At 61.1% G+C, this 21,700-nt stretch carries 19 protein-coding genes and 1 pseudogene; 5 read left to right on the top strand and 15 right to left on the bottom strand.

Going from position 1 to position 21,700, the window contains the following annotated elements; genetic code table 11:
* Window positions 1-83 precede the first annotated feature (83 nt).
* The 5 genes from ACIQTZ_RS20590 to ACIQTZ_RS20570 all read right to left on the bottom strand — a co-directional run bounded on the left by ACIQTZ_RS20590 (window position 84) and on the right by ACIQTZ_RS20570 (window position 5,616).
* The gene (locus ACIQTZ_RS20590) at window positions 84-248 is read right to left on the bottom strand and encodes a hypothetical protein (RefSeq protein ID WP_402983487.1); all 165 of its coding nucleotides are present in this window, start codon (window positions 246-248) and stop codon (window positions 84-86) included.
* 130 nt (window positions 249-378) lie between these two features.
* A complete protein-coding gene (locus ACIQTZ_RS20585; protein WP_402983484.1) occupies window positions 379-1,113 on the bottom strand; it encodes a GAF and ANTAR domain-containing protein in 735 nt (244 codons plus the stop codon).
* 145 nt (window positions 1,114-1,258) lie between these two features.
* Complete coding sequence (locus ACIQTZ_RS20580; protein WP_402983481.1) at window positions 1,259-2,698, bottom strand: purine-cytosine permease family protein; 1,440 nt, start codon at window positions 2,696-2,698, stop codon at window positions 1,259-1,261.
* Between the two features lie 813 nt (window positions 2,699-3,511).
* Window positions 3,512-4,168, bottom strand: a complete 657-nt coding sequence (locus tag ACIQTZ_RS20575; protein ID WP_402983478.1) for a flavin reductase family protein — start codon at window positions 4,166-4,168, stop codon at window positions 3,512-3,514.
* Entirely contained in the window at window positions 4,165-5,616 is a 1,452-nt protein-coding gene (locus ACIQTZ_RS20570; RefSeq protein ID WP_402947670.1) for a purine-cytosine permease family protein, read from the bottom strand. Before ACIQTZ_RS20570 ends, ACIQTZ_RS20575 begins: the two co-directional genes overlap by 4 nt.
* Window positions 5,617-5,720: 104 nt before the next feature.
* Here ACIQTZ_RS20570 and ACIQTZ_RS20565 point away from each other — a divergent pair, with 104 nt between their 5' ends.
* Window positions 5,721-6,374, top strand: coding sequence for a GntR family transcriptional regulator (locus ACIQTZ_RS20565; RefSeq protein ID WP_402983475.1), 654 nt, complete (start codon window positions 5,721-5,723; stop codon window positions 6,372-6,374).
* Window positions 6,375-6,787: 413 nt separating this feature from the next.
* On the opposite strand, the gene ACIQTZ_RS20560 is transcribed toward ACIQTZ_RS20565, so the two are convergent.
* The 6 genes and pseudogenes from ACIQTZ_RS20560 to ACIQTZ_RS20535 all read right to left on the bottom strand — a co-directional run bounded on the left by ACIQTZ_RS20560 (window position 6,788) and on the right by ACIQTZ_RS20535 (window position 13,987).
* The gene (locus ACIQTZ_RS20560) at window positions 6,788-9,208 is read right to left on the bottom strand and encodes a S8 family serine peptidase (protein WP_402983472.1); all 2,421 of its coding nucleotides are present in this window, start codon (window positions 9,206-9,208) and stop codon (window positions 6,788-6,790) included.
* A gap of 45 nt (window positions 9,209-9,253) precedes the next feature.
* The gene (locus ACIQTZ_RS20555) at window positions 9,254-10,231 is read right to left on the bottom strand and encodes an AAA family ATPase (RefSeq protein ID WP_402983469.1); all 978 of its coding nucleotides are present in this window, start codon (window positions 10,229-10,231) and stop codon (window positions 9,254-9,256) included.
* A 194-nt stretch (window positions 10,232-10,425) separates the two neighbouring features.
* Window positions 10,426-11,862: a hypothetical protein gene (locus ACIQTZ_RS20550; protein WP_402983467.1), complete on the bottom strand. Its 1,437-nt coding sequence runs from the start codon at window positions 11,860-11,862 to the stop codon at window positions 10,426-10,428.
* A 130-nt stretch (window positions 11,863-11,992) separates the two neighbouring features.
* Window positions 11,993-12,094: pseudogene (locus tag ACIQTZ_RS20545) on the bottom strand (recombinase family protein); the annotation flags it as partial.
* Window positions 12,095-12,566: 472 nt separating this feature from the next.
* Complete coding sequence (locus tag ACIQTZ_RS20540) at window positions 12,567-12,758, bottom strand: hypothetical protein (RefSeq protein WP_402983464.1); 192 nt, start codon at window positions 12,756-12,758, stop codon at window positions 12,567-12,569.
* Window positions 12,759-12,874: 116 nt separating this feature from the next.
* Window positions 12,875-13,987 carry an ABC transporter permease gene (locus ACIQTZ_RS20535; protein WP_402983462.1) on the bottom strand — a complete coding sequence of 371 codons (1,113 nt, stop codon included), beginning with the start codon at window positions 13,985-13,987 and terminating at the stop codon, window positions 12,875-12,877.
* Between the two features lie 110 nt (window positions 13,988-14,097).
* Between ACIQTZ_RS20535 and ACIQTZ_RS20530 the strand changes: the two genes are divergently transcribed.
* Both ACIQTZ_RS20530 and ACIQTZ_RS20525 read left to right on the top strand, forming a co-directional pair.
* Entirely contained in the window at window positions 14,098-14,688 is a 591-nt protein-coding gene (locus ACIQTZ_RS20530; protein WP_402947625.1) for a TetR/AcrR family transcriptional regulator, read from the top strand.
* Window positions 14,689-14,801: 113 nt separating this feature from the next.
* Complete coding sequence (locus tag ACIQTZ_RS20525) at window positions 14,802-15,182, top strand: nuclear transport factor 2 family protein (protein WP_402983459.1); 381 nt, start codon at window positions 14,802-14,804, stop codon at window positions 15,180-15,182.
* Window positions 15,183-15,185: 3 nt separating this feature from the next.
* Here the strand turns inward: ACIQTZ_RS20525 and ACIQTZ_RS20520 are convergent, their stop codons facing one another.
* From ACIQTZ_RS20520 to ACIQTZ_RS20510, 3 genes are all read right to left on the bottom strand, one after another.
* Window positions 15,186-16,556, bottom strand: a complete 1,371-nt coding sequence (locus ACIQTZ_RS20520; RefSeq protein ID WP_402983456.1) for an L-serine ammonia-lyase — start codon at window positions 16,554-16,556, stop codon at window positions 15,186-15,188.
* A gap of 110 nt (window positions 16,557-16,666) precedes the next feature.
* Window positions 16,667-17,569 carry a LysR family transcriptional regulator gene (locus ACIQTZ_RS20515; protein ID WP_402983453.1) on the bottom strand — a complete coding sequence of 301 codons (903 nt, stop codon included), beginning with the start codon at window positions 17,567-17,569 and terminating at the stop codon, window positions 16,667-16,669.
* 42 nt (window positions 17,570-17,611) lie between these two features.
* Window positions 17,612-18,628 (bottom strand): Lrp/AsnC family transcriptional regulator, encoded by a 1,017-nt coding sequence (locus ACIQTZ_RS20510; protein WP_402983450.1) that lies wholly within the window; start codon window positions 18,626-18,628, stop codon window positions 17,612-17,614.
* 84 nt (window positions 18,629-18,712) lie between these two features.
* Here ACIQTZ_RS20510 and ACIQTZ_RS20505 point away from each other — a divergent pair, with 84 nt between their 5' ends.
* Complete coding sequence (locus ACIQTZ_RS20505) at window positions 18,713-20,179, top strand: MFS transporter (protein WP_402983448.1); 1,467 nt, start codon at window positions 18,713-18,715, stop codon at window positions 20,177-20,179.
* Window positions 20,180-20,204: 25 nt separating this feature from the next.
* Complete coding sequence (locus ACIQTZ_RS20500; protein WP_402983445.1) at window positions 20,205-21,434, top strand: amidohydrolase; 1,230 nt, start codon at window positions 20,205-20,207, stop codon at window positions 21,432-21,434.
* 15 nt (window positions 21,435-21,449) lie between these two features.
* Here the strand turns inward: ACIQTZ_RS20500 and ACIQTZ_RS20495 are convergent, their stop codons facing one another.
* Entirely contained in the window at window positions 21,450-21,689 is a 240-nt protein-coding gene (locus tag ACIQTZ_RS20495; protein WP_402983442.1) for a hypothetical protein, read from the bottom strand.
* Window positions 21,690-21,700 lie beyond the last annotated feature (11 nt).

Below are 21,700 nucleotides of genomic sequence, written 5' to 3'. Positions count from 1 at the left end.
TCGATCATCATCCCTGCCATCCCAGTCGTGGATTCAGACACGGCCGTCTCCTTCAGATCAGGCCAGACCCCACACACCGTTATTCAGACAGTCCCGACGTCAGTGTCGTCGTGGAGGGCGTGGGGCATCAGATGTCCGTACACCTGTCGGTGATCGATCGAAAGACGCTGGTACGTGGAGATTACGCCTACAGAGTGCCGGGCGAGCAAGTCGATGTGCTCCTGGACGACGTCAGTCACGAACCGCATTCCTTCGCCGGCGTCCTTCTTCCCGGGCACTGTGCTTCCGGCAACCGCAGCTGTGAATTGAGTTGGGACGACGGAGTGGCGGTCGCATGCTCAGAGGGGGCAGGTGGGTTGTGTGGACTGAGGAGGTTTGTCAGGGATCGAAATGGGTTAGGGGTCGTTCGCGGTTGACGGTCGAGACGATGTCGCCGGCGATGTCATGGAGTTTCCGGTTTTGGTGGCTGGAGGCCTTGCGGAGAATGTCGAAGGCCTTGTCGTGGGTGCAGCGGTTTTGAGCCATGATGATGCCGCAGGCGACGTCGATACTCGTGCGGCTTTCCATTGCCGCCCGCAGATTTTCTGCCAACTGGTCCGCTTGGGTCAGACGCACGGAGATGTCCAGGGTGCGGCGGGCCATGTCCGCGAAGACTTCAGCGGCGCTGATAACGGAGTTGGTGAAGACTCCGGGCTTGGGTGCGAAAAGGTTCAGCACGGCGGCAGCATCACCGTCCAGCTCCAACGGCACTCCCAGGACACTGGCGCAGCCTGCTGCAGCGAGCGTGGCCGAGTAGGCGGGCCACCGCTGATCGACATCAACATCTGCCAGGAGTTCAGGGTGCCCTGTGCGCATCGCCTGGACGCACGGACCATCATCCAGGGACTGTTCGATTGCATCCAACGTCACAGCTTCCTGGCTGCTGCCCGCGATCGTAGACCGGGTCTTGCGCCGGCGTAGAGTGACCGCGCATTGGATGTTCTCACCGGTGGCTTTGGTCATCGCGGCCGCCGCGAAGATGGCCAGCCCGTCCAGGAAGCCCTTGACGTCTTTGGTGCTGGTTATCAGCTCATGGAGTTGCTCAAAACCACTGGAAGCATCCTCGGAGTCCATGGCGACTAATGTAGGCCGACACGACAGCGACCACAACAACCAAGTTCTACCGATGAGAGCCGGAGAGTTGTTCAATATTGCCTAGACGGTGTCTGGTGCAGCTGGGCAACCCGCCACGGTGTGCGCTCCTTCCAGCAGAGTTCGCCTAGGGTTCGGAGACCGCAGGAACGGGCTCGGGTGTTTGAGGGTAGATGGTTTCCTTCGGTGCGTTGTTGGTGGCCTTGGCCCACGGGTAGTACACGGCGGCCGTAACGATGATGCCGACGATCCAGGAGATGTCGGCCCCGCCGAGCCAGTGCGTGACCGGGCCCGTGTAGAGGGTCTGGGCGAGGAAGGGGATCTGGCACAGGATGCCGATCGCGTAGGACAGGAGCGCTGCGGTGTTCCAGCGCCCATACTGGCCATCCGGGGTGTAGAGGGCGGGCACGTCCAGCCGGTCCCGGGAAATCTTGTAGTAGTCGATGAGGTTAATGACCGACCATGGCGTGAAGACCATCAGAAGCATCAGGACAAAGTTCTTGAACAAGTTGAGGAAGTCTTTGCTGGCAAACAGTGCTATGAGCACGCTAATGGTGATGATGACGAGGATGAATGTTATCCGTGCGGTTTTGGAGACGGTATTGCGCCTGTTGATGGCGGTGCTGATGGTCACCGCGCACATGAAGGAACCGTACGCGTTCAGACAATTGACGGTCAGTTTTCCCGTGACGATGACCAGGTAGATGAAGATGGCGATGAGGCCGCCTCCGGCCAGGTCGCCCATATATCCGACCTGGTTCTTGAGAAAGTCTCCTCCAAGTCCTGCAGCCGACAGTCCCCCCGCGACTGCCCCCAGTGTCATGGCCCACTGCGCACCGCCCACAGAGCCGGCAAACGTGTACCAGAAGGTCTTGCGCTCACTGGTATTCTGCGGCAAGTACCGGGAGTAGTCGGCGACATAGGGGCCGAACGTCATTTGCCAGCCAGCACCTAATGCAATGGCGGTCAGGAACGTCGGCCATTCGAAACCCTTCAGGAACATGATCTGGGCCATGTCGAACCTGGCCAGGACAGCCACCGTCAGGTACAGGAATCCGGCCAGGCCGAGCACGGTCGCGACACGGCCCAGGGCATGGATGTACTTGTACCCAAGAATGGCAAGAAGGGCAGTGGTAGCGCCGAAAATAATGATGCCAACGGCCGGGACCTCGGTTCCGAGCATCAGATTGATGGCCTGGCCGGAGAGAACGGTTCCCGTCGAAGCGAACCCTATGTACATCAGGATTACCAGCACCAACGGGATAATCGCGCCATAGACACCGAACTGGGCGCGGCTTGAGATCATCTGCGGTAACCCCAGCCGGGGACCTTGAGCGGAATGGAGGGCCATGACAATGCCACCGAGGATGTTGCCCACGAAAAGACCGACGATAGCCCAAAACGCGTCCGCGCCGAACACAACGGCAAGGGCTCCATCAACGATGGCCGTGATCTGGGCGTTGGCACCGAACCAGAGCGTGAACTGCCCCTTCGGGCTGCCGTGACGCTCGTGCGGCGGAACCATTTCGATCGACCGCGTCTCAACGGTTGGGCGTCCTGATGCCATGGGGGCTCCTTCTTCAACAGGGGATATGTTCCATATCACAGGACCAGGAAAGGGTCTTCAATGAGTTTTGACACGGTATCGTCCCGTATACCGGACACCGGCCCGGTTCTTCCCGTATCTGAAGCTACTTGTTCAGTCGGGGAGTGCATGCTCAGCCCTGGCTCCCGGGGCGAACGACCGTGTGTGGGTCGTCCGGAACGAAATGGGCCTGTGCCGTCCAGGGGCAGGAAGGGGCGGCCGGGAACGTGAGGTCGCCGGCTGTGGCAACGCCATAAGCTACCGCGTGCTTGCCGCAGGCTTAGCTGAGATCAGCACCCCATCCTTAATGGAGCAGGGCAGGTAAGCCTGGGAGGAGTCCGTCCCGGGCTGTGGACATTTCACCCTTGTGGGCCCCGCTTCCAGGGACAGTGTCGATACCGTCGAACTCTTCAGTGGAGACGTTCAACGATTGGCCGGTCGGGGACAGTGTTTTCTTCACGCACTGCTCTGTCTGCGCGCAGTTCTTGCCAATGCTGTCCTGGAGTTTTTGCGTACCAAGTCCAGTTGTCCGATCACCATGGTAAGGAAACCTGAGGAAACGTACAGATCTGCCCATGCAGCCGTGGTTGAAACGGCAAGGGTCTCTCTGCCGCCCAACATGTCAAGGTCCTTACACTCGGCTGGTTCTACGGCGAGGGCGCCCTGGAATGCCTTCATGGGTTTCTCCTAGGAAGGCACTCCAGGGCAGCGTTTATGGATCGAACGCTATGGATTGCCTCTGTGCCGTTGGCGGCCTCTGCCCGGGGTCGAGCAGAGGCCGTGTGCTGGGTTCACTTAGGCAGGTTGCCCGGCCAGGCCGTAGGCCTCGTCCTCGGAGGCGTGGGGGATCTTCATCTCGAATGTCTCGGTGATGGAGGTGTAGTCGTGGTACCCCATCCTGGCGAGCGGCCTGATTCTTTGTATGTCGAGTCGGCCGTCGGAGGTCAGGACTTGATCGTTGATGTGGATGCGTTCGACCTGGGCGAAGACGATGTCGATGGTGCCGACGTTGGAGTTCCCGGTCATGCGGTGGGTCGAAAGGTAGCGGCATTCGAAGTGGACCGGGCTTTCGGCCACCATAGGCGTGGGGGAGAGCTCCGCGTAGCGCTTGCTGATGCCAGCACGGTCGAATTCGTTTTCCTCAAACGGCAGAGCCATGGCGCTGATGTTGACGGCTTCGCGGAGGTCGTAGGTGGCCATGTTCCACACGAACCACCCTGTCTGCTCAGCGTTCAGGACAGTGTCTTTTCTGCGACCGTCCGGGTACTGGTTGGCGGAGAACATCACCATGGGCGGGTCGAAGGTCAGGTTCTGCCACTGGCTGTAGGGGGCGAGGTTCTCCACCCCGTCGGGGCTGATGCTCGAGAGCCAACCGATGGGACGCGGGACGGTGCAACTCTTGAAGGGGGAGTAGGGCAGTGGGCTGCGTTCTTGCGCGGGATCGTACTTCATGAGGTTTCCTTCGTACTGGTGCTGGTGTTTGCTGTTGCCGGGACGGTGGTCTCGGCCTGCGCGAATTCGGGCGTTGGTGAGGATGATCCCGGTCGGTTCCGGGTGGTGCGGGAGGTCGCGTAGTAGAGGCCGCCGGCGACGACGAGGCCGATGAGCCAGGCGATCTCGGCGCCGCCGAGCCAGTTGGCTATGGGTCCGACGTAGAGGGTGCTGTTCATGAAGGGAATCTGGATCAGCACGCCAATGGCGTAGGCCATGAAGGCTCCCCTGTTGAAGCGGCCGTATTCACCGTCGCGGAGGAAGAGTTGGGCGATGTTGTAGCGCTCTTTTCTGACCCAGTAGTAGTCCACGAGATTGATGGCCGACCATGGGGTCATGAAGTAGAGCAGGAACAGCAGGAAGTTGGTGAAGTTGTTTAGGAAGTTGTCAGTAGCGGCCAGGGCGATCGCCAATGAGACCGCCGAGATTGCCACAACGTAGAGCGATCGTTGGCGTGGGCTGACCCTGTCTTGCCGCGTGAGGCTCGTGATGATGGTGGCCAGGGACATATAGCCGCCGTAGGAGCTGAGCGTATTGCCGGTGAGCTTGCCGCAGATGACCGCGAGCAGGACCAGCGGCCAGATCGCGCCGCCCAGTCCGGCGAGGTAACCCACTTGATCGTGGCCGAAGCCCTCGCCGCCGAGTGCCGCGGCGAGGGCACCGAGGATCATGGCGAGTGAACCGCCCAGGACGCTGCCAAGGAAGGTCCAGCCGATCGTGGCCCGCTTGGGTGTGTTCTCGGGCAGGTAGCGTGAGTAGTCGGCAATGTATGGCCCAAACGTAAGCTGCCATGATGCTGACAGCGAGACCCCCAAGACAAACGCCGCGCCATCGAAGGCATTCGTTTCGGTCACGGTTCCGATGTTTCCGTCGGCCATGATGCGGATGAGAAGAATCACGAACACCACGGCGCTCAGGACAGCGGCGATGTGGGAGAACTTGTGGATGTAGCGGTAGCCGATGATCGCCAGGGTCGTCGACATCAGCGCGAAGACCATGGCGCCCACCTCCGCGGGGACATGGAGTAGAGTGCCGATCGCCTGACCGCCAAGGACCAGCCCGGTGGCGTAGAAACCGACGTAGATCATCAGAGCCAGAACGAGGGGCAGGATGGCCCCGAAGTATCCGAACTGGGCCCTGCTCTGAATCATTTGCGGAACACCGAGCCTGGGGCCCTGCGCCGAGTGGAGGGCGGTGAAGAACCCGCCAACAGCGTTGCCCAGGATGATCGCCGGAATGGACCACAGCGCGCTGTTGCCGAGGATGACGAACAACGCCCCGGTCACCACCGCCGTAATGGAAGTGTTCGCGGCGAACCACACGAACAAGAGGCTCCTCGGTTTCCCATGCCGTTCTTCGGGTGGGATGAAGTCAATGGAGCGCCGCTCAACGGTAACGGTCTTCGCCATTGCAGACCTCGAATCTGTAGGAAGTTGGAAAGATTTGCGGTGCGCGCTTGACCAGTATGCGACCAATATATCGGTTGTGCAAGGGGTTCCGATAGAGTGGTGCCATGATGCAGCAGGGAAAGGCCGCCCAGGCCTACGACGAGATCGAACGCCTTATCGTCTTCCAGGAACTGGCGCCGGGCTCGCTCGTCTCGGAGGCCGTCCTGATGGAGAAGACCGGCCTCGGGCGGACCCCTGTCAGGGAAGCGCTGCAGCAGTTGGCACGGAACCGATTGGTGGAGATCCACCCGAACAAGGGTGTGCTGGTTCCGCTGGCTTCCGTCGAGGCCCAGTTGCGCATGCTTGAACTGCGCAGGGTGCTTGAATCGCTAGCCGTCCAGCTGGCTTGCCCGGCTGCTACCGATACCGAACGCAAGGCGATGCAGGACATGGTCGGGCTGCTGGAAGCGGATCAGTTCACCCTTCGGCAGTACCTTGAAACGGTCAAGGAAACCCACCTTATGATCGTGGCTGCGAGCCACAACGAATATCTCGCCGATGCCATGGCGCCACTTCAGGGGCTCTCCCGCCGATTCTGGATCACCCACGTGAGAGACGAGCAAGTAGAAATCAGCCAGGGATCAGAACTTCATGCCAGCATTCTCCGGAGCGTCCTGGAGCGGGACGCCGAGAAAGCCGAAAAGGCCAGCCACGCCCTGAACGACTACCTCGTGGAATTCGCCTACCGCACGGTCCGCCCTCGCATCGGAAGTGTCTAGCAACGATCCACCTCGCGAGCGTCGGCCGGTGGGCCGAAGTGGAGATGGCCAAGCGACCGTGAGAGCCCAGCGGCATGGAGCGCCGTCAACCAACCACATGCTTCCTTTTGCTAAAAGGGCGCCAATACCCGACGGCATCCCGTGAATGTGGAATCAAGGACACTGTCGTGCGCTGGTCAGCGGAAACACTTGGATCCGTTGATGGACGGGAGTTCTCGCAACTGCTTCTACTCCCGTTGCTTGAACGCCGATAACGGATATTCCGTCAAGCTAGCTGCATCCTAACGCCCCATGACAACGGCTGATGACTTGGTAACGCCGCTAGGAGGGTCGGCAGCTTGCGGCTGGCTTCCTTAGACCGCCAATGGTTGATGCAATAGTTGCGCGAAGATGACGCTGGAGTCATACACGGCCTATCGACGCAATCGGCCTCGCTGCCGGCCCTGTGCCCTCAGTTCCACTTCAACCAAGGCGTGCAGGTCTAAATTCAGCCTGCTCGAGTCCAATAGCTCGATGCTTAAGGCGTAGTCCTGTGTCTCGTATGCTCGCTTTTGAGAATCACTCCAAGGGCTATGGTCATGAAATACAACCAAAAAGTAGTCCTCGTCCTCAGGGAGCCAAGCGCCACTGAAGTCGCGGCGAATTAGGGTGTTTGACGACAGCTTTGTCCGAGGAGGACTCATATCAGGCCTGGCCCGCCCCTTGGGTAGACCCAACTTTTTGAGATTCGCATCCCTTTCCATCTCTTCGGAGGAGGGTTGCGCCTCGTATGTAGCAATCACTTCTTCCAGTGAGTGCGATCTCACGAACTCGAAGTGCATCTTCCCTGCGATGTAGTCCTTCCGGCTCCTGCGCACAGGAGGATCAAAGGCAAGTGCCACTCGGAAATGACGTTCGTATGCTCCCGCAGCTGCGAACTCTTCGGGTATCGGCAGCCTATGAACTATCCGGCTGTTGGTTTTTATCTCGCCCTGATATGTAAGGATTGTTCGGTTGCCGCCGCTCTCCAAGACTCGGCTGGCATCGGGTAGGCCATATGCAGCAGCGACCGTACCTTCCCTGTCAAGTACTTCGCTCGAACCCGGGTGGGTGTTTGCTACACAAGAAAGGGCCGATAAGGCTCGCAGCAAATTTGGCGAAGCCGACGGATACCGAGTCGAGATCTTCGCTATCTCATGCGCAACGTAAGGAGCGGCCAAACTAGTTCCGTTTGAAAATCCAGCAACCCGGCCATTGCCAGTTTGCGGCGGCTCCAGCGTGACAACGCTCACAGATAAATCGGGAGGATACGAACCCAGCGTTTCGTCCCATACCCAGTTGCCTCCAGGGGCAATAAATTCCGGCTTTCTGGTGCCACTCTTGCTCGAACCTCTCGTAGGACCAGTTCGGCTAAATGGGGCAATTTGGCGCGCCTGAGCGATTGGGAGGCGAGTGCCACCGGCATTGACATCGGGAACGTCGGTCTCAGAAAAAGCACCGACCGTTACAGCCAAAGCCGCTCCGCCTGGCGCAGCCACCCGCGAGCCTGCTTCATTTAAATAGTGTGGGTAATCCTTGAACCAGTGCAATCCAGATGGGATAGAAGAAACGTTGCCGGAAGCAAGGACGATGACGACCTGAAGCTCTCGAGACAGTCGGTCGACAACGGCGGTCAGCTCAGACGGGATTGGATCGTCATCCGCATGAGGGTAGGCAATTGAGCATACGATCACTTTGGCGCCTTGTGCTGCCACCCATCTAAGAGCAGCCTCAATGGTGAGCGCAGGCGGTCCGACTACCGTCGGATTGCCGAAAGGGTCGCTCTCCATGACTCTGGCAGCGATGATGGGGTTCGGACGCGGCAGATCCCCGGAGGAGAGCAGTTTGGACAGGGAACCATAAGCCGCGATTCCGGCAACTTGCGTCCCATGCTTTGTGGGCGGCCCATATGGGTGATCCACAGGGAATGCCGCGGAATGTGTTACTACTCCCTGCAACCAGGGGTTACCTGTAACCACCAAGTCGTCTACAACTCCGATTGGAGCACCATAGGGGGAGGCCTCAACCTGGGGCTGCGGAGCATTAATGTACTCGCTCCTGCCGATCAGGGGTTTGAGAGGACCTCTCACCTTCTCGACCAGTGGGTGATCCAGTAGCTCGTCAAGAAGCTGCTGATTTGTGGCTACTCGGATGAGCAGGGTATCAGGACGGTCATCAACGGCGAGAATGCGAATCGAGGTGTCGACCGCCGCCGCCGCATCAATGAGCTCCCGGATTTCTCCGACACGACCGGGAGCGCGACGAGTAGCGATTGAATCTGCGGCTAGAGATGTCGGCCAGAGGATAACGTCAACAACCTCATGGGACGTAAAGTCCAACGATGACAGAGAAGGATCTGCGCGGTCATCACGACCATAGACCTCAACGCCCTCAATGTTATCTAGGAGCTTCTGCCAACTCTTGTGATCGTCCCAGTCTTGCTCCCCATCCGCATACCGCAAGATCAGATTACCGACCAGCCGTCTTGATTCTTTATCCGATAGAACAAAAAACTGGTTTTGCTCATTGGCGCCGAGCGGAGTCATTTCGAAACCACCGAATGCGCCAGTGGTAAAAGCGGCACGACCAGAAAATTTCAGTACAAGACGACCAAGCGGATCGTCGTCTTCATCCACTTCAGTGGCAGGCTCCGAAGTATCAAAGACGGCGGATCCGTTGATCGATAGCCCTGCCAGAATCCCCGCCAGTATGGTCGCTTGTCGTGCACGGTCAGGCTTGGCCTTATCAGCATTGTAACCTTCGGACCGCTTTGAAGTGAGCGGGATACCGGGCATGAGATTGAGATGATCTGCCATTCGAGTAGCTTATCTCTGCGGGGCAAATCCGGACTTATTTGCCAGTTATCCCCAGGGACGAGATACAACTTCGGCCAACGCAGCTGTCATGTCCGCCCGAGACACCTTCTTTCGGCCTTGCATGATAGCGCGGCGTCGGGCCGAGTTGGAGAGATAGCGTGTGGCAGAGTGCGGAAGACCTTCAAGCTTTTTGGCGACATCAGTTAAGTCAACTTCGGCAAGCCCGTAATGACTCAAGGAACGAAATAGCAGGACCTCATGGTCTGCAACCGAAGGGAGACCCAACTCTGCAACGACATCAAATCGTCGCCATAGGGCGCGATCAAGAATGTGAGAGTGGTTGGTTGCCGCCATGATAATGGATGGCCCCTTGTAGCGATCAATCATCTGCAAGACTGCGTTGACCACGCGACGCAACTCTCCATGGTCACTCGGATCATCACGCAGTTTCCCTAAGCTGTCGAACTCATCGAGAAAAAGGACGTAAGCTCCACTGGATGCAAAATCAAACAGATTCTTAACATTCGAAGCCGTCTCACCCAAGTAACTTGAAACTAAGCCGTCAATACTGGCGGTTACAAGCGGTCTACCAAGTTCACTGGCCAGCGCTGCAGCCATTGTGGTCTTTCCACATCCAGGTGGTCCATAAAGTAGAACCTTGTTCCTGCGGGGTAAGCCTTCTGCATCCAGTTGAGGCCACATCCTGACCTCACCTATCAATTCATGAAAAGAGTCGCGGTTATTTTGGGCGAGGACAAGGTCATCAAGGAACATCTGCGGTGATTCCACAGTTGCTATGGGAGCTTTGCTATCGCGATCAACAGGGGGCTCAGGGAGTGGCAGGCTGTCGACTATGGTTATCCCTGATCCGCTGCCTGCCAGCATCCTGGTCAAGTCCTTGGCGAGTGTCGTATGCCGCTTCGCTTCCTCTTCTTTAATGATGGCTTGCGCAGCGCGACGGAATAGCAAGTCGTCGCGATCGCGATACGCAGCGATCATGTTCTTGAGGTCACGTCCAGCCATAACGACAAGTCTACGATGGCTGATAGTGCCACGATCGTGTCATCCGTTGCAGTGCGGCCGGTGAAATGGTCGATCGGACGACGCCAAGCACTGATCGTCCGAGCATCCGCATGCTTAGCCCCGTTGACGTATGCTCGTGAGTCAGCTCACTTTTGTAGAGGATGCGCGCAGTTCCTAGATGTGCTGCGATGCGATTACAAGCTTGCTGCCAGTGCGTCTCTTAGCTTCTTGATGCTCGCGTCTTTGAAAATCGAGGCCGTCGGTCCATTGAAACCAACTATTCCCTTCATGAGTGCGTTGGCAGGGCGGCCGACCAGCTTTGGCTTCATGATCTCGATCAACCGATTGAATTGCTCCTGCGGCTTCTTGTACGACAGTAGGGCAGCGACATCTGCGCCAGTTAGGTAGAGGAGGGCCAGGCTTGCTTCCTCGGGATTCACGGTGCTCAACAATCGTTCGTAGATGGGATCAGCTGCCCAGGAGATGCCTGAATGGCGGCCAAGGAAGACTTCCACGAGTACTTCTATGTACTTGAATCGAACACCCGTGGGAATGGGCATACTGCCTATGTAGCCTTCAAGTTCCCGGGCTATTGGTGGTTCGTTGTAAAAGTTGTCGAGTCCGTGGTGCGTTCGGCGCAGACGGTCAAGGAGAGCATCGATGTCACCTGACCGAATGTCTTCCGGAAGGTAGGACTCGCCTTCGACGGCCTCCAAGAATTCTCGTGCAAAGCTTGCTTGATCGGTATCTAAATTGGCCTTGAACCGTGCGTATCGAGTACCGAAACTGGATTTCACTTCCTCGGCCAGAGTCGGCCAGAGGTGAGGCAGCAACAGCCTGACATTGTCGCGGATTACTGGAGTAGAGTCCTTCGCGACGTAGATGCCAAAGAGCCCGTTCGCAAGAACGTCCGTCTGGTCACGACGCAACCCTTCGAAAAGGCCTGCGAAGCCCGCAGCGTCCTCTTTGGTTACGGTTGCCGTCTTGACGTTTCTCAAGAGCCTTGACGTGGCCACCATTGTCGGGGACTGCGGGAGAGTGATTACTTCGCGGATGCATGTTTCCATGTATCCCAGAAGTGCGTAGGGTTGAAGTTCATGTTGATTGGGGTGCGCTGCACTCGCGTGATTCCGCATGTACCGCACCAAGTCCAACTGCTGTTGTCCGATAGAGGAAATGAAGCCGATGCGCGCAGCGGCCCTGATCAGTTCGTCATCGGTGATTTTGGTGAGATCTTCAGCATCCTTAAGTTCTTTGCGCTTCTCAGGTGCATCTACTGCCAGGTCGAAAAAGTATGCAAGGTCATAATCAATGATGCGTTTACGAAGCTCGGAAATGGTTTCATCCCAAAGATAATTGAGAGCAGCATCAAAGAGGCCCGCACTAATTGCCATCATGAACTTCGACAAGTACATGGACTCAGCTCGCTTTTCAGCAGGCAGAGCGGACATTGCCCCATCCATGTTCTGGAGAACCTGCACGCGCTTGTCGACGGGGTGAACTACCTCTGTTGAGGGCAGCCCCATTTCTTCGGCCTTGGAAAGAAGTGCTTCCTCGAAAACTGCTAGAGCACCAGTGATCTCGACCGCAGAAGATTGCACCTTGGCAACTACAGCGTTCATCTCGTTCAAGCTGTTGCCTTTCTTTCTATGATCCGAAAACAGTTCCTCTCTCGCATTCTAAAGGGATGGACGGCACCCACTGAAGCTAGGGCTCGTCGTATTTGTCCTCGCCAGTGAAGACCAGCTGCTCTTTGATCTAGTCGACGCGTACCCCTTGTCGGGTGAGTCCTTGGACGAGTGCACGCAGGTCGCCGCGGTTTGAGACGAGACGGTCCCTGCTGTGCATAACGACTATGTCGCCGGGGCAGCTCTCTCATGGTGAGCGGTTCAGATCATCCAAGAGGAACACTCGTCTGAATGATGCATCTGATTGAGATACACAGAGTTCTACTTTACATAAGGCCGGTTATCGGCGTTCGGGAGAAAGCTCTATGGGCGAAAGAATCGAGCACTAAACTATGGTCAGCTGGTCAGACGAACGATATGAGTGTGGCTGATCGCCTCATCTAGGCGGTCGCCGCGTACTGGACTGCAGATGTCCGCACTCTCGGCGCATGGCTGGATGGATCAGCCGCCTGCGTTGTGTACCAAGGAACCCGCGACCCGGACCGCGTCCTTGGCCACAGGTTTGCGTTCACTGCGGACTGTGGGTGTAGCCGGAAGGCAGGGCGTACGGTCTGCTAGGCGGCGGAAATCGCAAAGTCATTGATCGCAAAGTCCGCAGGCGAACTGGAAGCACTCTGGGCAGGGGACCGTCGGAAGCGCCGCGGCGCCTACAAGGAGATCCGAGGCGCTCCTGCCCACCCGCCGCTGTCAGGTGCCGGATGGCCTACCGCGGCGATGCCCAGCAGCACAGCTATGCCGCCACTCCTGGTGGCCTGCCCGTAGTAGACGCCCCGCCCCGCCGTGTCTCCAAGAGCCAGGAATCCGGGGATGGCAGCACGGATTGTTGGCCTGAGAGTCATGTGGCCAAGAATCAGGAGAACCACCACCGCGACGAGCGGAATTGCCGTAGGCCCGGAGGTGCCGGCCACCTCGGCATAGCCTGCTGCTTCTGGCCCGGGGGAGTATCGCCCAGCCCCTACGCCTCCGCCACCGCCGGGGCGTTCCGGAAGTGGCCGACGGCGATGAGTACGGCCCCGGCGACGGCCCAGCAGGCCAGCACCAGCCATGGGAGCGCTGCCGATGCGTCCGGGAAATAGGAGAGGTCCCGCAGTAACGTTCCCGAGGCTCCGGGCACCATCCATTGGCCCACGTCACCCCAGGGTGCGGGAAGGAATTCCTTGGGCTGGGTCAGTGACGAAAGTGGGTTGCCCACGAACAGTGTGATGACCGCGCCCACGGCGATGCCCGCCCGCCCGATCAGGGCGTTGAGCCCTACGATGATCGCCGCCGTCGCAACAACGCCGAGGCCGATCGCGCCGGCGTTCGCCCAGTAGCTTCCCTGGAGGGTGTGGAACCAGCCCTGCAGGATGCCGGCGAGTCCCAGGCCCGCGATGACGCCATACGCCAGGATCGCACCCAGCCGGCGCCAGGTTCCGGAGACAAGAAGCGAGATGAGGACGCCACCGATCATGCCGCCCATGGCGAGGGGCAGGCCGGCGACGGCAAGGCCCGTGCCGCGTGGGTCGTCGGACGAAAGAGGCACGACGTCGGTAACGGCCACCTGGGGGACTGCTGCGGGCTGCGTGCCTTGCGCGGGCTGGGGCGGGGTGCCGGTTGCCGCACCTTGGGCCGCCTGGGCCAGGGCGGCCTGAAGCTTGGCGATGACTTGGGCCTGGATCTGTGACTGCATCTGGGCGCCCATTTGCGTCAGTGCCTGGGATGCGACCGGGCTGCCTGCGCTGGCCACAAGGATCTCCGGAGAAGCGCCGAGGACGATCGCGCCATGCACCTGGCGTTGCTTGATGAGGTTAACGGCGTCGTCGCGGCTGGAGGCCATGCGCACATCGAGGGCGCCTGCTGGTGCCTGCGAGGTGATCTGGGCGATCTGCTCTGCGCTGCCGACGGCGGCAACGGGCAGGTTCTGGACCTTGGCGGTGACGCTCGGCCAGGCAAAGGCCAGCAGGACCGTGCAGACGGCGACGGCGGCGAGCAGGGCGGTGCGGAGTGCGTGGGGCCACGGGGTATGGGTACCCGTTGGTGGCTCCTGGCGGTGCTCCGGGGCGGCCGTGCGTTCGGTGGTGGCGGACATGGTGCGTCCTCTCGGGATCGTGCAAAAAGAATGTTCGTTCTTCATTCTTGACCCCCACCAGTAAAACGTCAAGAATGATCATTCGTTTTCTTTTCCGGTACGGTGGTCCCATGCCGAAAGTCAGCGAGGAACACCGTGCCGCAATGCGGGAGCGCATCCAGCGGGCCGCGCTCGCCTGCGTTGCCGAGAAGGGATTCTCGAACGTGGCCATGGGGGACATCATCGCCAAGGCCGGGCTCTCCGCCGGAGCCGTCTATGTTTACTACCGCAGCAAAGAGGAACTGATTGTCGACGCCGGCAGGCGGGTCTTCGAGGAACGCATGGCGGCACTCGAGCGCCTCAGCGCACACCAACCGGTCCCGCCGCCCCAAGAGGCCGTGGTGGCGCTCATGTCCGGCCTGATGGCCATGGACTTCTTCCCGGATGTCGCCGTGCAAGTGTGGGGCGAGGCCGTCCGGAATGACCAGCTTGGCGAGGTGGCCCAGAACATCCTCGTCCAAATCCGCGGGCACCTTGAGAATTACCTGGAGGCGTGGATCCGCGCATCGCGGCCGGACGAGGACGCGGAGGCCACGGCCCGGTGCCTGGCCCCGGCCGTCATGGGGCTGATCCAGGGATTCGCCATCCAGTCCGCCCTCGGCAAGGAAGGGACCGGCCCGGACTACCTCAAGTCCGCCCGGGCCATCCTGGCCAGCCTCTAAGCCCGCGTCCGGTGCGGAAAACGAACCTCAACGCAGCGCACCAAAGCCTCTCCCCTTGGCGCCCCCGGACTCCTATGATCCGTATATCTAGCTCACAAACCTGAGGGGTGCACGTGACTGAAGCAACGCCCAACGAACAAGTGGTGCAGCGGCTGATCGACTGCATCAACGCGCGCGACATCGCCGTCATGGACGAAGTCTTCCACGACGACGCGATCATGCACTGGCCCCAATCCGGCGAGGTGGTGCGTGGGGCCGGGAACCGACGGGGAATCTACAACGCGTTCCCGCAACTGCCCACCATCACCCCGCGAAGGATGACCAGCGGAGGGGACCTGGTGGTTGCCGAGGCGCTGCTGGACTATGCCGGCCCGCAGTACGAGACCGTGTTCATCTTCGAATTCCGGGACGGCAGGATCGCCAAGGAAACGGCCTACTGGAGTGAAGCCTTCGAAGCGCCGGAGTGGCGGTCAGCGTGGGTCGATACGGAGTAACCCTCAGCAAGCCACGACATTGACGGCGAGGCCGCCGCGCGAGGTTTCCTTGTACTTGCTCTTCATGTCCGCGCCGGTCTCGCGCATGGTCTTGATGGCGGTGTCCAGGGACACGTGGTGGATGCCGTCCCCGCGCAGGCTGATCCGCGCCGCATTGATGGCCTTGTTGCTGGCCATGGCGTTGCGTTCGATGCACGGGATCTGCACCAGGCCACCCACGGGATCACACGTCAGGCCGAGGTTGTGTTCGATGCCGATCTCGGCCGCGTTCTCCACCTGCAGCGGGGTCCCGCCCAGGATTTCGCACAGGGCGCCGGCGGCCATGGAACAGGCAGAACCAACCTCGCCCTGGCAGCCCACCTCCGCACCCGAAATGGACGCGTTGGTCTTGAACAGCACGCCGATGGCCGCCGCGGTCAGGAGGAACCGGACTATGTGGTCTTCTGAGGCACCCGGTACGAACTTCATGTAATAGTGCAAAACGGCGGGAATGATTCCGGCGGCACCATTGGTGGGCGCGGTGACCACGCGGCCACCGGTGGCGTTCTCTTCGTTCACGGCCAGGGCAAACAGGTTCACCCAGTCCACGGCGCGCAGGGGGTCAGTGGCGTCGTCTTTGGTCTGCAGGTCGGCAAAGAGACGCGGCGCACGACGGCGGACCATCAGGTTTCCGGGCAGGTGCTCTTCCGTACGGCTGCAGCCGCGCGAAACACACTCCTTCATGGTTTCCCAGATGCGCAGAAGCTCGGCACGGGTATCTTCTTCGCTTCGCCAGGCGCTTTCATTGGCCAGCATGACGTCGCTGATGGACATGCCTTCGCGCTCGCAGTGGTCCAGCAGTTCCTGTCCGTTGCTGAAGGGGAAACGCAACGCCACGGCGTCCTGCTGCGTCTGCCCTACGGCGTCCTCGTCCACCACGAAACCGCCGCCGACAGAGTAGAACACCCGCTCGGAGACAAGGTTTCCCTGGCCGTCGAAGGCCTGGAAGCGCATACCGTTGGGGTGGGCCGGCAGGGACTGGCGCATATGCAGCACCACGTCCTTTGCCCGGTTGAAGGAGACCATCCGGCGCCCGGCCAGGAGGATCTTCTTCGCTTCCGTAGCCTCGGCCACCATGCGGTCCGCGGCCATGGGGTCAACCGTTTCCGGGAGTTCGCCCATGAAACCGAGGATCACGGCCTTGTCCGAGCCGTGTCCCTTTCCAGTAGCCCCCAGCGAACCAAACAGTCCGGCGTGAACCCGATCAACGGCGTCGAGCTTTCCGTCCTGTTCCAAGGCGTCAACGAAGGTGCGGGCCGCGCGCATCGGACCCACCGTGTGGGACGACGACGGGCCGATGCCGATCGAGAACAGGTCGAGGGCGCTCAATGCCATGGGATCCTCCAAGGGAGCAATAGGGGCTGGGTTCCCTTTCAACTGTGGAGGGTGGCGGCGCGCGCGTCCATCGGGAATTAGTGAAACAACCGTCAAGCTGAGCTTAACGATCAGGCCGTGGGGCGGGCCTCGGTGGCGATCCGGAGTTCCTCGATGACAGCGGCAATGGCGGGAGCGGCCTTGCCCGCGGCTCGGTACAGGATGATGATGTTGCGGCCGCAGCTCGGATCGACGCGGCGGACCTGGAGATCCTGGGTCTCGCGGCCAAGATTCAACTCGCTCATCAGGGCCACCCCGAGCCCGCCACGGACCAGGCCCAGCGTGGCCATCAGGTTCCGGCAATTGGCGATGACTTTGGGAGTGAAGCCGGCTTCGCGGCACGTCTGCAGCACGAACCGTTCAAAGACGCTGCCTTCCTGGTCCAAAACCCAGCTTTCATGGGCATAGTCGGGGAGCCTGACGGGAGTGCCGCTGTCCGGCACGGGCCGGTCCCGGGGCAGGACCAGGATGATCTCGTCGCGGGCCAAAACGGTCTTTACCAGGCCCTCGTCCTGGATTTCGCTGAGGTCGTCCACCACGGCAATATCAATGTTTCCGGCGCGGAGTTGGGCCACGCTTTCGGACGGTTCGAGGTCGGAGATGGTGACGTCCAGCCTCGGGTAGGCCGCCTGCAGGGACATGACAGCCGAGGGAAGCACGGTGCTGCAGAAACTCGGGAACGCGCTGATGGCCAGACGGCCGCGGACGTCGGTCTGGAATTTCTTCAGGGTGGCTTCGGCGGCTTCCACTTCCGAGGCGATCCGGCCAAAGTGCTCCACCAGCAAGGCGCCCGCCTCGGTCAGCCTGACCTTCCGGCCCGTCCGGACCAGCAGCGCGAGGCCGGCCTCCTTCTCGAGCACGGCCAATTGCTGGCTGACGGCCGACGTTGTCATGTGCAGCTTGGCAGCGGCGGCGGTCATGGTGCCCTCGAGCTCAAGGGTCTTGAGGATATGCAGGCGTCGGATGTCCAGCACTGACGCTCCCTTCGGTTTAGCTCTACTTAACCGCACTCCTTGCTACGGGGTGAAGGGGTGGACGAACCCGAGTGTGGCCCTTCCCTGGTCGTCGATGACGTGCCCCAGGTGCTTGCTCATCCGGAAGACCACGCTCCTGTCCACGATCCGGGCGCTCGGAACCGCCGCCTCAAGGGCCGCCTCGAAGCGCATCACATCGGTCATTTCCCGCAGCCAGACGGCCACCACCAGGTTGTATTGGCTGGCCACGGCCAAGGCCGTGCGGGCCTCCGGAATCTGGGCCATGAGCCCGCGCATTTGCTGGATGTGCTTGGCTGCGGTCCGCACGAAGTACCAGGCGTAGACGGGCCAGCCGGTGACACTGCGGGCTACATCCGTGCGCAGCCGCAGCCGTCCGTCGGCCCGCAGCCGGGCCAGTCCGTCCGCGACGCGTTGTTCGCTGAGCCCGTGTTCAGCGGCGATGCGGCTCACGGGACGGCGCCCGTCCTCCAGCAGGCAGTGCCGGAGCGCGTATTCGACGTCGGGATGTACAGTCCGCGGGGCCCGGGCGCTCGGGGGCTTGGGCTTGGCCACCTTGCCCGCCTCTGCGGGCGTGAGCGCACGCAACCTCCAGGCCGAGGCTTCCATGATCATTTCGGTGACCAGGTGCGTCTGCGTGTTCCGGACGCCATCAAGGGCGCCGATCTGGTTGGTCACCACGTCCCAGATCGCCAAAGGATTCTCCCCGAGGCACGTGGCCAGCAGGTCCCGGCCACCCGAGGTGTGGTCCAGGGTCATCACAGCCGGAATCTTGATCAGCTCCTGCGCCACCCTCGCTGTGTGTTGGGGCATGCAGGTGATGTCCACCAGGGCACTGGCCCCTTCGGTGAAGATCCCCGTCACCCAGGCAAGTCCTCTTTCCCGGAGGGATTCCCAGCGCCGCGAAAGTGTCACCGCGTCCACGCCGAGAAGGGGCGAAAGCTCGGCCCACGAGGCCCGGCCTTCGATCTGCAAGGCATGGATGATGCGCTCTTCAAGGGGATCGAGCATGTATTCCTGCATATCAGCAAGATAATCCATGGAAAGCTTCAATTTCATCCATCGGAAACACGGCGCTTCCATCATGGTGTGATCCCGTTCACTTCTCATCACATCGGAGCGCATATGCGTACAACTGCGCAGAAATCCACCGCTGCCGGAGCCGTCGGCTTCCTGGTTGTCATGGAGCTTGGCAGCGGCATCCTGCAAGGCTGGTTGAGTCCCTTGTTTTCATCGATCGGAGAGCATCACGGTGTCTCGGCCGCCTCGCTGAACTGGATCAGTGCCGCCTACTTGCTGGCGACGGTCCTGGTTGTTCCCCTCCTGTCCAAGCTCGGAGACATCCACGGACACAAGCGCGTCCTCATGATCGCCACGGCGATCGTCGCAGCCGCGTCCGTCCTGGTCGCGTTCGCGCCAAACTACGAACTGTTCCTGGTGGGCCGCGCCATCCAGGCACCGCTGGCTGTGTTCCTGCCCCTGGAATTCGCCATTGTCCACCAGCGTGACTCGGAACGGTCGGGCCGAAGCATCGGCCGGCTTGTCGCTGCGCTGACTCTCGGTGCCACGATCGGCGGCTTCTTGTCCGGCATCGTCCTTGACGCCGTCGGCAGCCTGTCCCTGACATTGCTGTTCCCGGCGATCTTCATGGCCCTGTGCATCCCCGGCATCGCCATCTTCGTCAAGGAAACCCCGCTTCGCAGCCAAGGCAAGGTGGATTACCTCGGCGCGGTCCTGCTGGGTGGCGGACTGGTGGCCGTCCTGGGCGGTGCATCCAACTTGGCCACGTGGCCCCCGTTGACTGTAGGCATCGCCATGATCGTCGGCGTGGCACTGCTCGCGGGCTGGGTAGTGTCCGCCCGTCGCATCAAACACCCGCTGGTTGACCTGAACATGCTGCTTCGAGGCGGCATCGGACTGCCGATCGTGGTGGCCTTCCTGTTCGGTGCACAGCTGTTCGGAGCCCAGGCCCCGATCTCGGTCTACCTGCGTTCCGATCCCGCGACGCTCGGATTCGGTTTCGGTGCTGCCGCGTCCGCAGCCGGAATCCTGCTCAGCATCATGGCATTGGCGGCATTCCTCGGAGCGACCTTCGCCGACCGCGTCTCCCGCATCCTGGGCGGCACACGAACCGTCTCCCTCGGCGGACTCCTCGGAGCCGTGGCCTATCTGCTCATGATCCTGGCCCCCGGAACGCTGGTCACCTTCACGGTGTGGCTGGTGGTGGCCGGCCTCGGCACGGGCATCGTCAGCGGAACGCTTCCCACGCTGGTGGTCCAGCGTGCGGCCGCCGATTCCGTGGGTATCGCGTCCGGCCTGTACAACACGGCCCGCACGGCCGCGGGCGGCGTTGCCGGTGCGCTCTTCGCGCTGCTGATGTCCGCCCTCACTGCTCCCTCCGCGTCGGGGACACGCGTAGCCACGCAGTTCTCCTTCCACGCCGTCTGGTGGATCTGCGCCGGACTGTGTGTCCTCTTCGCCGTCGCCGTGCTCTTCATCCGGACGGCCAAAGTGGCACCGGAATCCGCCGGGCACCAGGCATCCCGGCCACAGGACCCTGCCGCCGAGCAGGCCCTCGAACCAGCCAACTGAACCTCAACAGAGAAGGAAAGAAACAATGACCGTTTCGATTGACATCACCTCCAAGGAAACCCTGCGCGACGCCGTACGCGAGGCCGCGACCGCCGTCGTACCTTCCATCCTGGAACTCAGCCACACAGTGCACGCGTTGGCCGAAGTCTCGTGGGAAGAACATGAGTCGGCGGCGGCCGTGGCCGCGGTGCTGCGTGAGGGTGGCTTCGTCGTAACTGAACGTGCGTATGGAATTCCGACGGCGGTTGAGGCCACCTATGGTGTGGGCGAACTGACTGTAGTGATCTGCGCAGAATACGACGCCCTGCCCGAGGTCGGCCATGCGTGCGGCCACAACATCATCGCGGCGGCGGGCGTCGGTGCCGCTTTGGCGCTCAAGCCCGTAGCCGACGCCGCCGGACTGCGCATCAAGGTCCTGGGCACTCCCGCCGAAGAGCACGGCGGCGGCAAGGTGTCGCTCCTGCAGGCCGGCGCCTGGGAGGACGCCGCGTTTTCGCTCATGGTGCACGGCATGACGGGGGTGGAGCGCAGCGCCACGGCCTTCAGCATGGCTGCCGTGGAACGCTTCGAGGTGCAGTTCAAGGGCAGCGAAGCCCACGCGGCCGGTGCCCCTGACAAGGCGATCAATGCCGGTGCGGCAGCGAGCCTGGCCCTGATGAACATGGCCGTGTTGCGCCAGCACCTGCCGGAGAACGCGAACACCAATGCCTTCATCTCGCACGGCGGCGGCGCCACCAACGTGATCGCCGGGGAATCCACGGTACAGGTGGAGGTGCGCGCGGGGGACGTTGACGTGTGGCGGGACCTCAAGCGCCGCGTGCTCGCTTGCTTCGAAGGTGCGGCCATCGCCACCGGATGTACCTGGACCCACCGACAGACCGAACACCCCTACGCGCCGATCGACACGCATGCCGGGTTGGGCGAACTGTGGGATGCCAACATGGAGGGCATCGGCCGTCCGGTGGACCACACGCCGATCTTCGGCGGCGGGTCCTCGGATATGGGCAATGTGTCGCAGGTCCTTCCCTCAGTGCATGGCATGGTGGTAGTCCGCAACAGCACCGCCGTTCCGCACCACCCGGACTTCACGGCAGATGCCATCACGCCCGAAGCCGACGACGCCGTAGTGGACGGGGCTACGGTCCTGGCGCTGACCGTGCTGGACGCGGCGCTGGATCCTGCTTTGCGGTCTGAACTGTTGGAACTGCAGGCATCCCGCGAGCCGGGCGCGACGACGAGCACGCTGGAGGCGTAGGCGCCTCGCTGCAGCCTATTGGAGATACCTGAAGACGCCCCACGCCGGGTGGTTGATGAGGAGGCAGGCCGGCGAATGCCGGGCCGCAAACATGGCGGGCCGTCGTGCGGATGCGCTGCGGAACAACGCCTTGCCGCCGCAGGCAAGGCACCGCAGGTCATGTCTCAGCTCGTACCGGACGGTCCTGTTGAGGGAGGCGAAGAGTTCCGCTTCCCACTCCTGCCGGTCCGCCAGACAATAGGCTCTTCTCACCACGATTCTCCACG

Origin of the sequence: Paenarthrobacter sp. NPDC090520, from assembly GCF_044769205.1 — a bacterium.
In the GTDB taxonomy this organism is placed as follows: Bacteria; Actinomycetota; Actinomycetes; order Actinomycetales; family Micrococcaceae; genus Arthrobacter.
The sequence above is the reverse complement of the archived record's forward strand: the minus strand, read 5'-3'. Positions and strand labels throughout refer to the sequence as shown.

Excerpts from the sequence above, each read along its gene's own strand:
- ACIQTZ_RS20585 (WP_402983484.1), bottom strand. The coding sequence starts at position 1,113 with ATGGACTCCGAGGATGCTTCCAGTGGTTTTGAGCAACTCCATGAGCTG.
- ACIQTZ_RS20530 (WP_402947625.1), top strand. The coding sequence starts at position 14,098 with ATGCCGAAAGTCAGCGAGGAACACCGTGCCGCAATGCGGGAGCGCATC.
- ACIQTZ_RS20580 (WP_402983481.1), bottom strand. The coding sequence starts at position 2,698 with ATGGCATCAGGACGCCCAACCGTTGAGACGCGGTCGATCGAAATGGTT.
- ACIQTZ_RS20560 (WP_402983472.1), bottom strand. The coding sequence starts at position 9,208 with ATGGCAGATCATCTCAATCTCATGCCCGGTATCCCGCTCACTTCAAAG.
- ACIQTZ_RS20510 (WP_402983450.1), bottom strand. The coding sequence starts at position 18,628 with ATGGATTATCTTGCTGATATGCAGGAATACATGCTCGATCCCCTTGAA.
- ACIQTZ_RS20500 (WP_402983445.1), top strand. The coding sequence starts at position 20,205 with ATGACCGTTTCGATTGACATCACCTCCAAGGAAACCCTGCGCGACGCC.
- ACIQTZ_RS20575 (WP_402983478.1), bottom strand. The coding sequence starts at position 4,168 with ATGAAGTACGATCCCGCGCAAGAACGCAGCCCACTGCCCTACTCCCCC.
- ACIQTZ_RS20505 (WP_402983448.1), top strand. The coding sequence starts at position 18,713 with ATGCGTACAACTGCGCAGAAATCCACCGCTGCCGGAGCCGTCGGCTTC.
- ACIQTZ_RS20570 (WP_402947670.1), bottom strand. The coding sequence starts at position 5,616 with ATGGCGAAGACCGTTACCGTTGAGCGGCGCTCCATTGACTTCATCCCA.
- ACIQTZ_RS20590 (WP_402983487.1), bottom strand. The coding sequence starts at position 248 with ATGCGGTTCGTGACTGACGTCGTCCAGGAGCACATCGACTTGCTCGCC.
- ACIQTZ_RS20540 (WP_402983464.1), bottom strand. The coding sequence starts at position 12,758 with ATGACTCTCAGGCCAACAATCCGTGCTGCCATCCCCGGATTCCTGGCT.
- ACIQTZ_RS20535 (WP_402983462.1), bottom strand. The coding sequence starts at position 13,987 with ATGTCCGCCACCACCGAACGCACGGCCGCCCCGGAGCACCGCCAGGAG.
- ACIQTZ_RS20565 (WP_402983475.1), top strand. The coding sequence starts at position 5,721 with ATGATGCAGCAGGGAAAGGCCGCCCAGGCCTACGACGAGATCGAACGC.
- ACIQTZ_RS20555 (WP_402983469.1), bottom strand. The coding sequence starts at position 10,231 with ATGGCTGGACGTGACCTCAAGAACATGATCGCTGCGTATCGCGATCGC.
- ACIQTZ_RS20520 (WP_402983456.1), bottom strand. The coding sequence starts at position 16,556 with ATGGCATTGAGCGCCCTCGACCTGTTCTCGATCGGCATCGGCCCGTCG.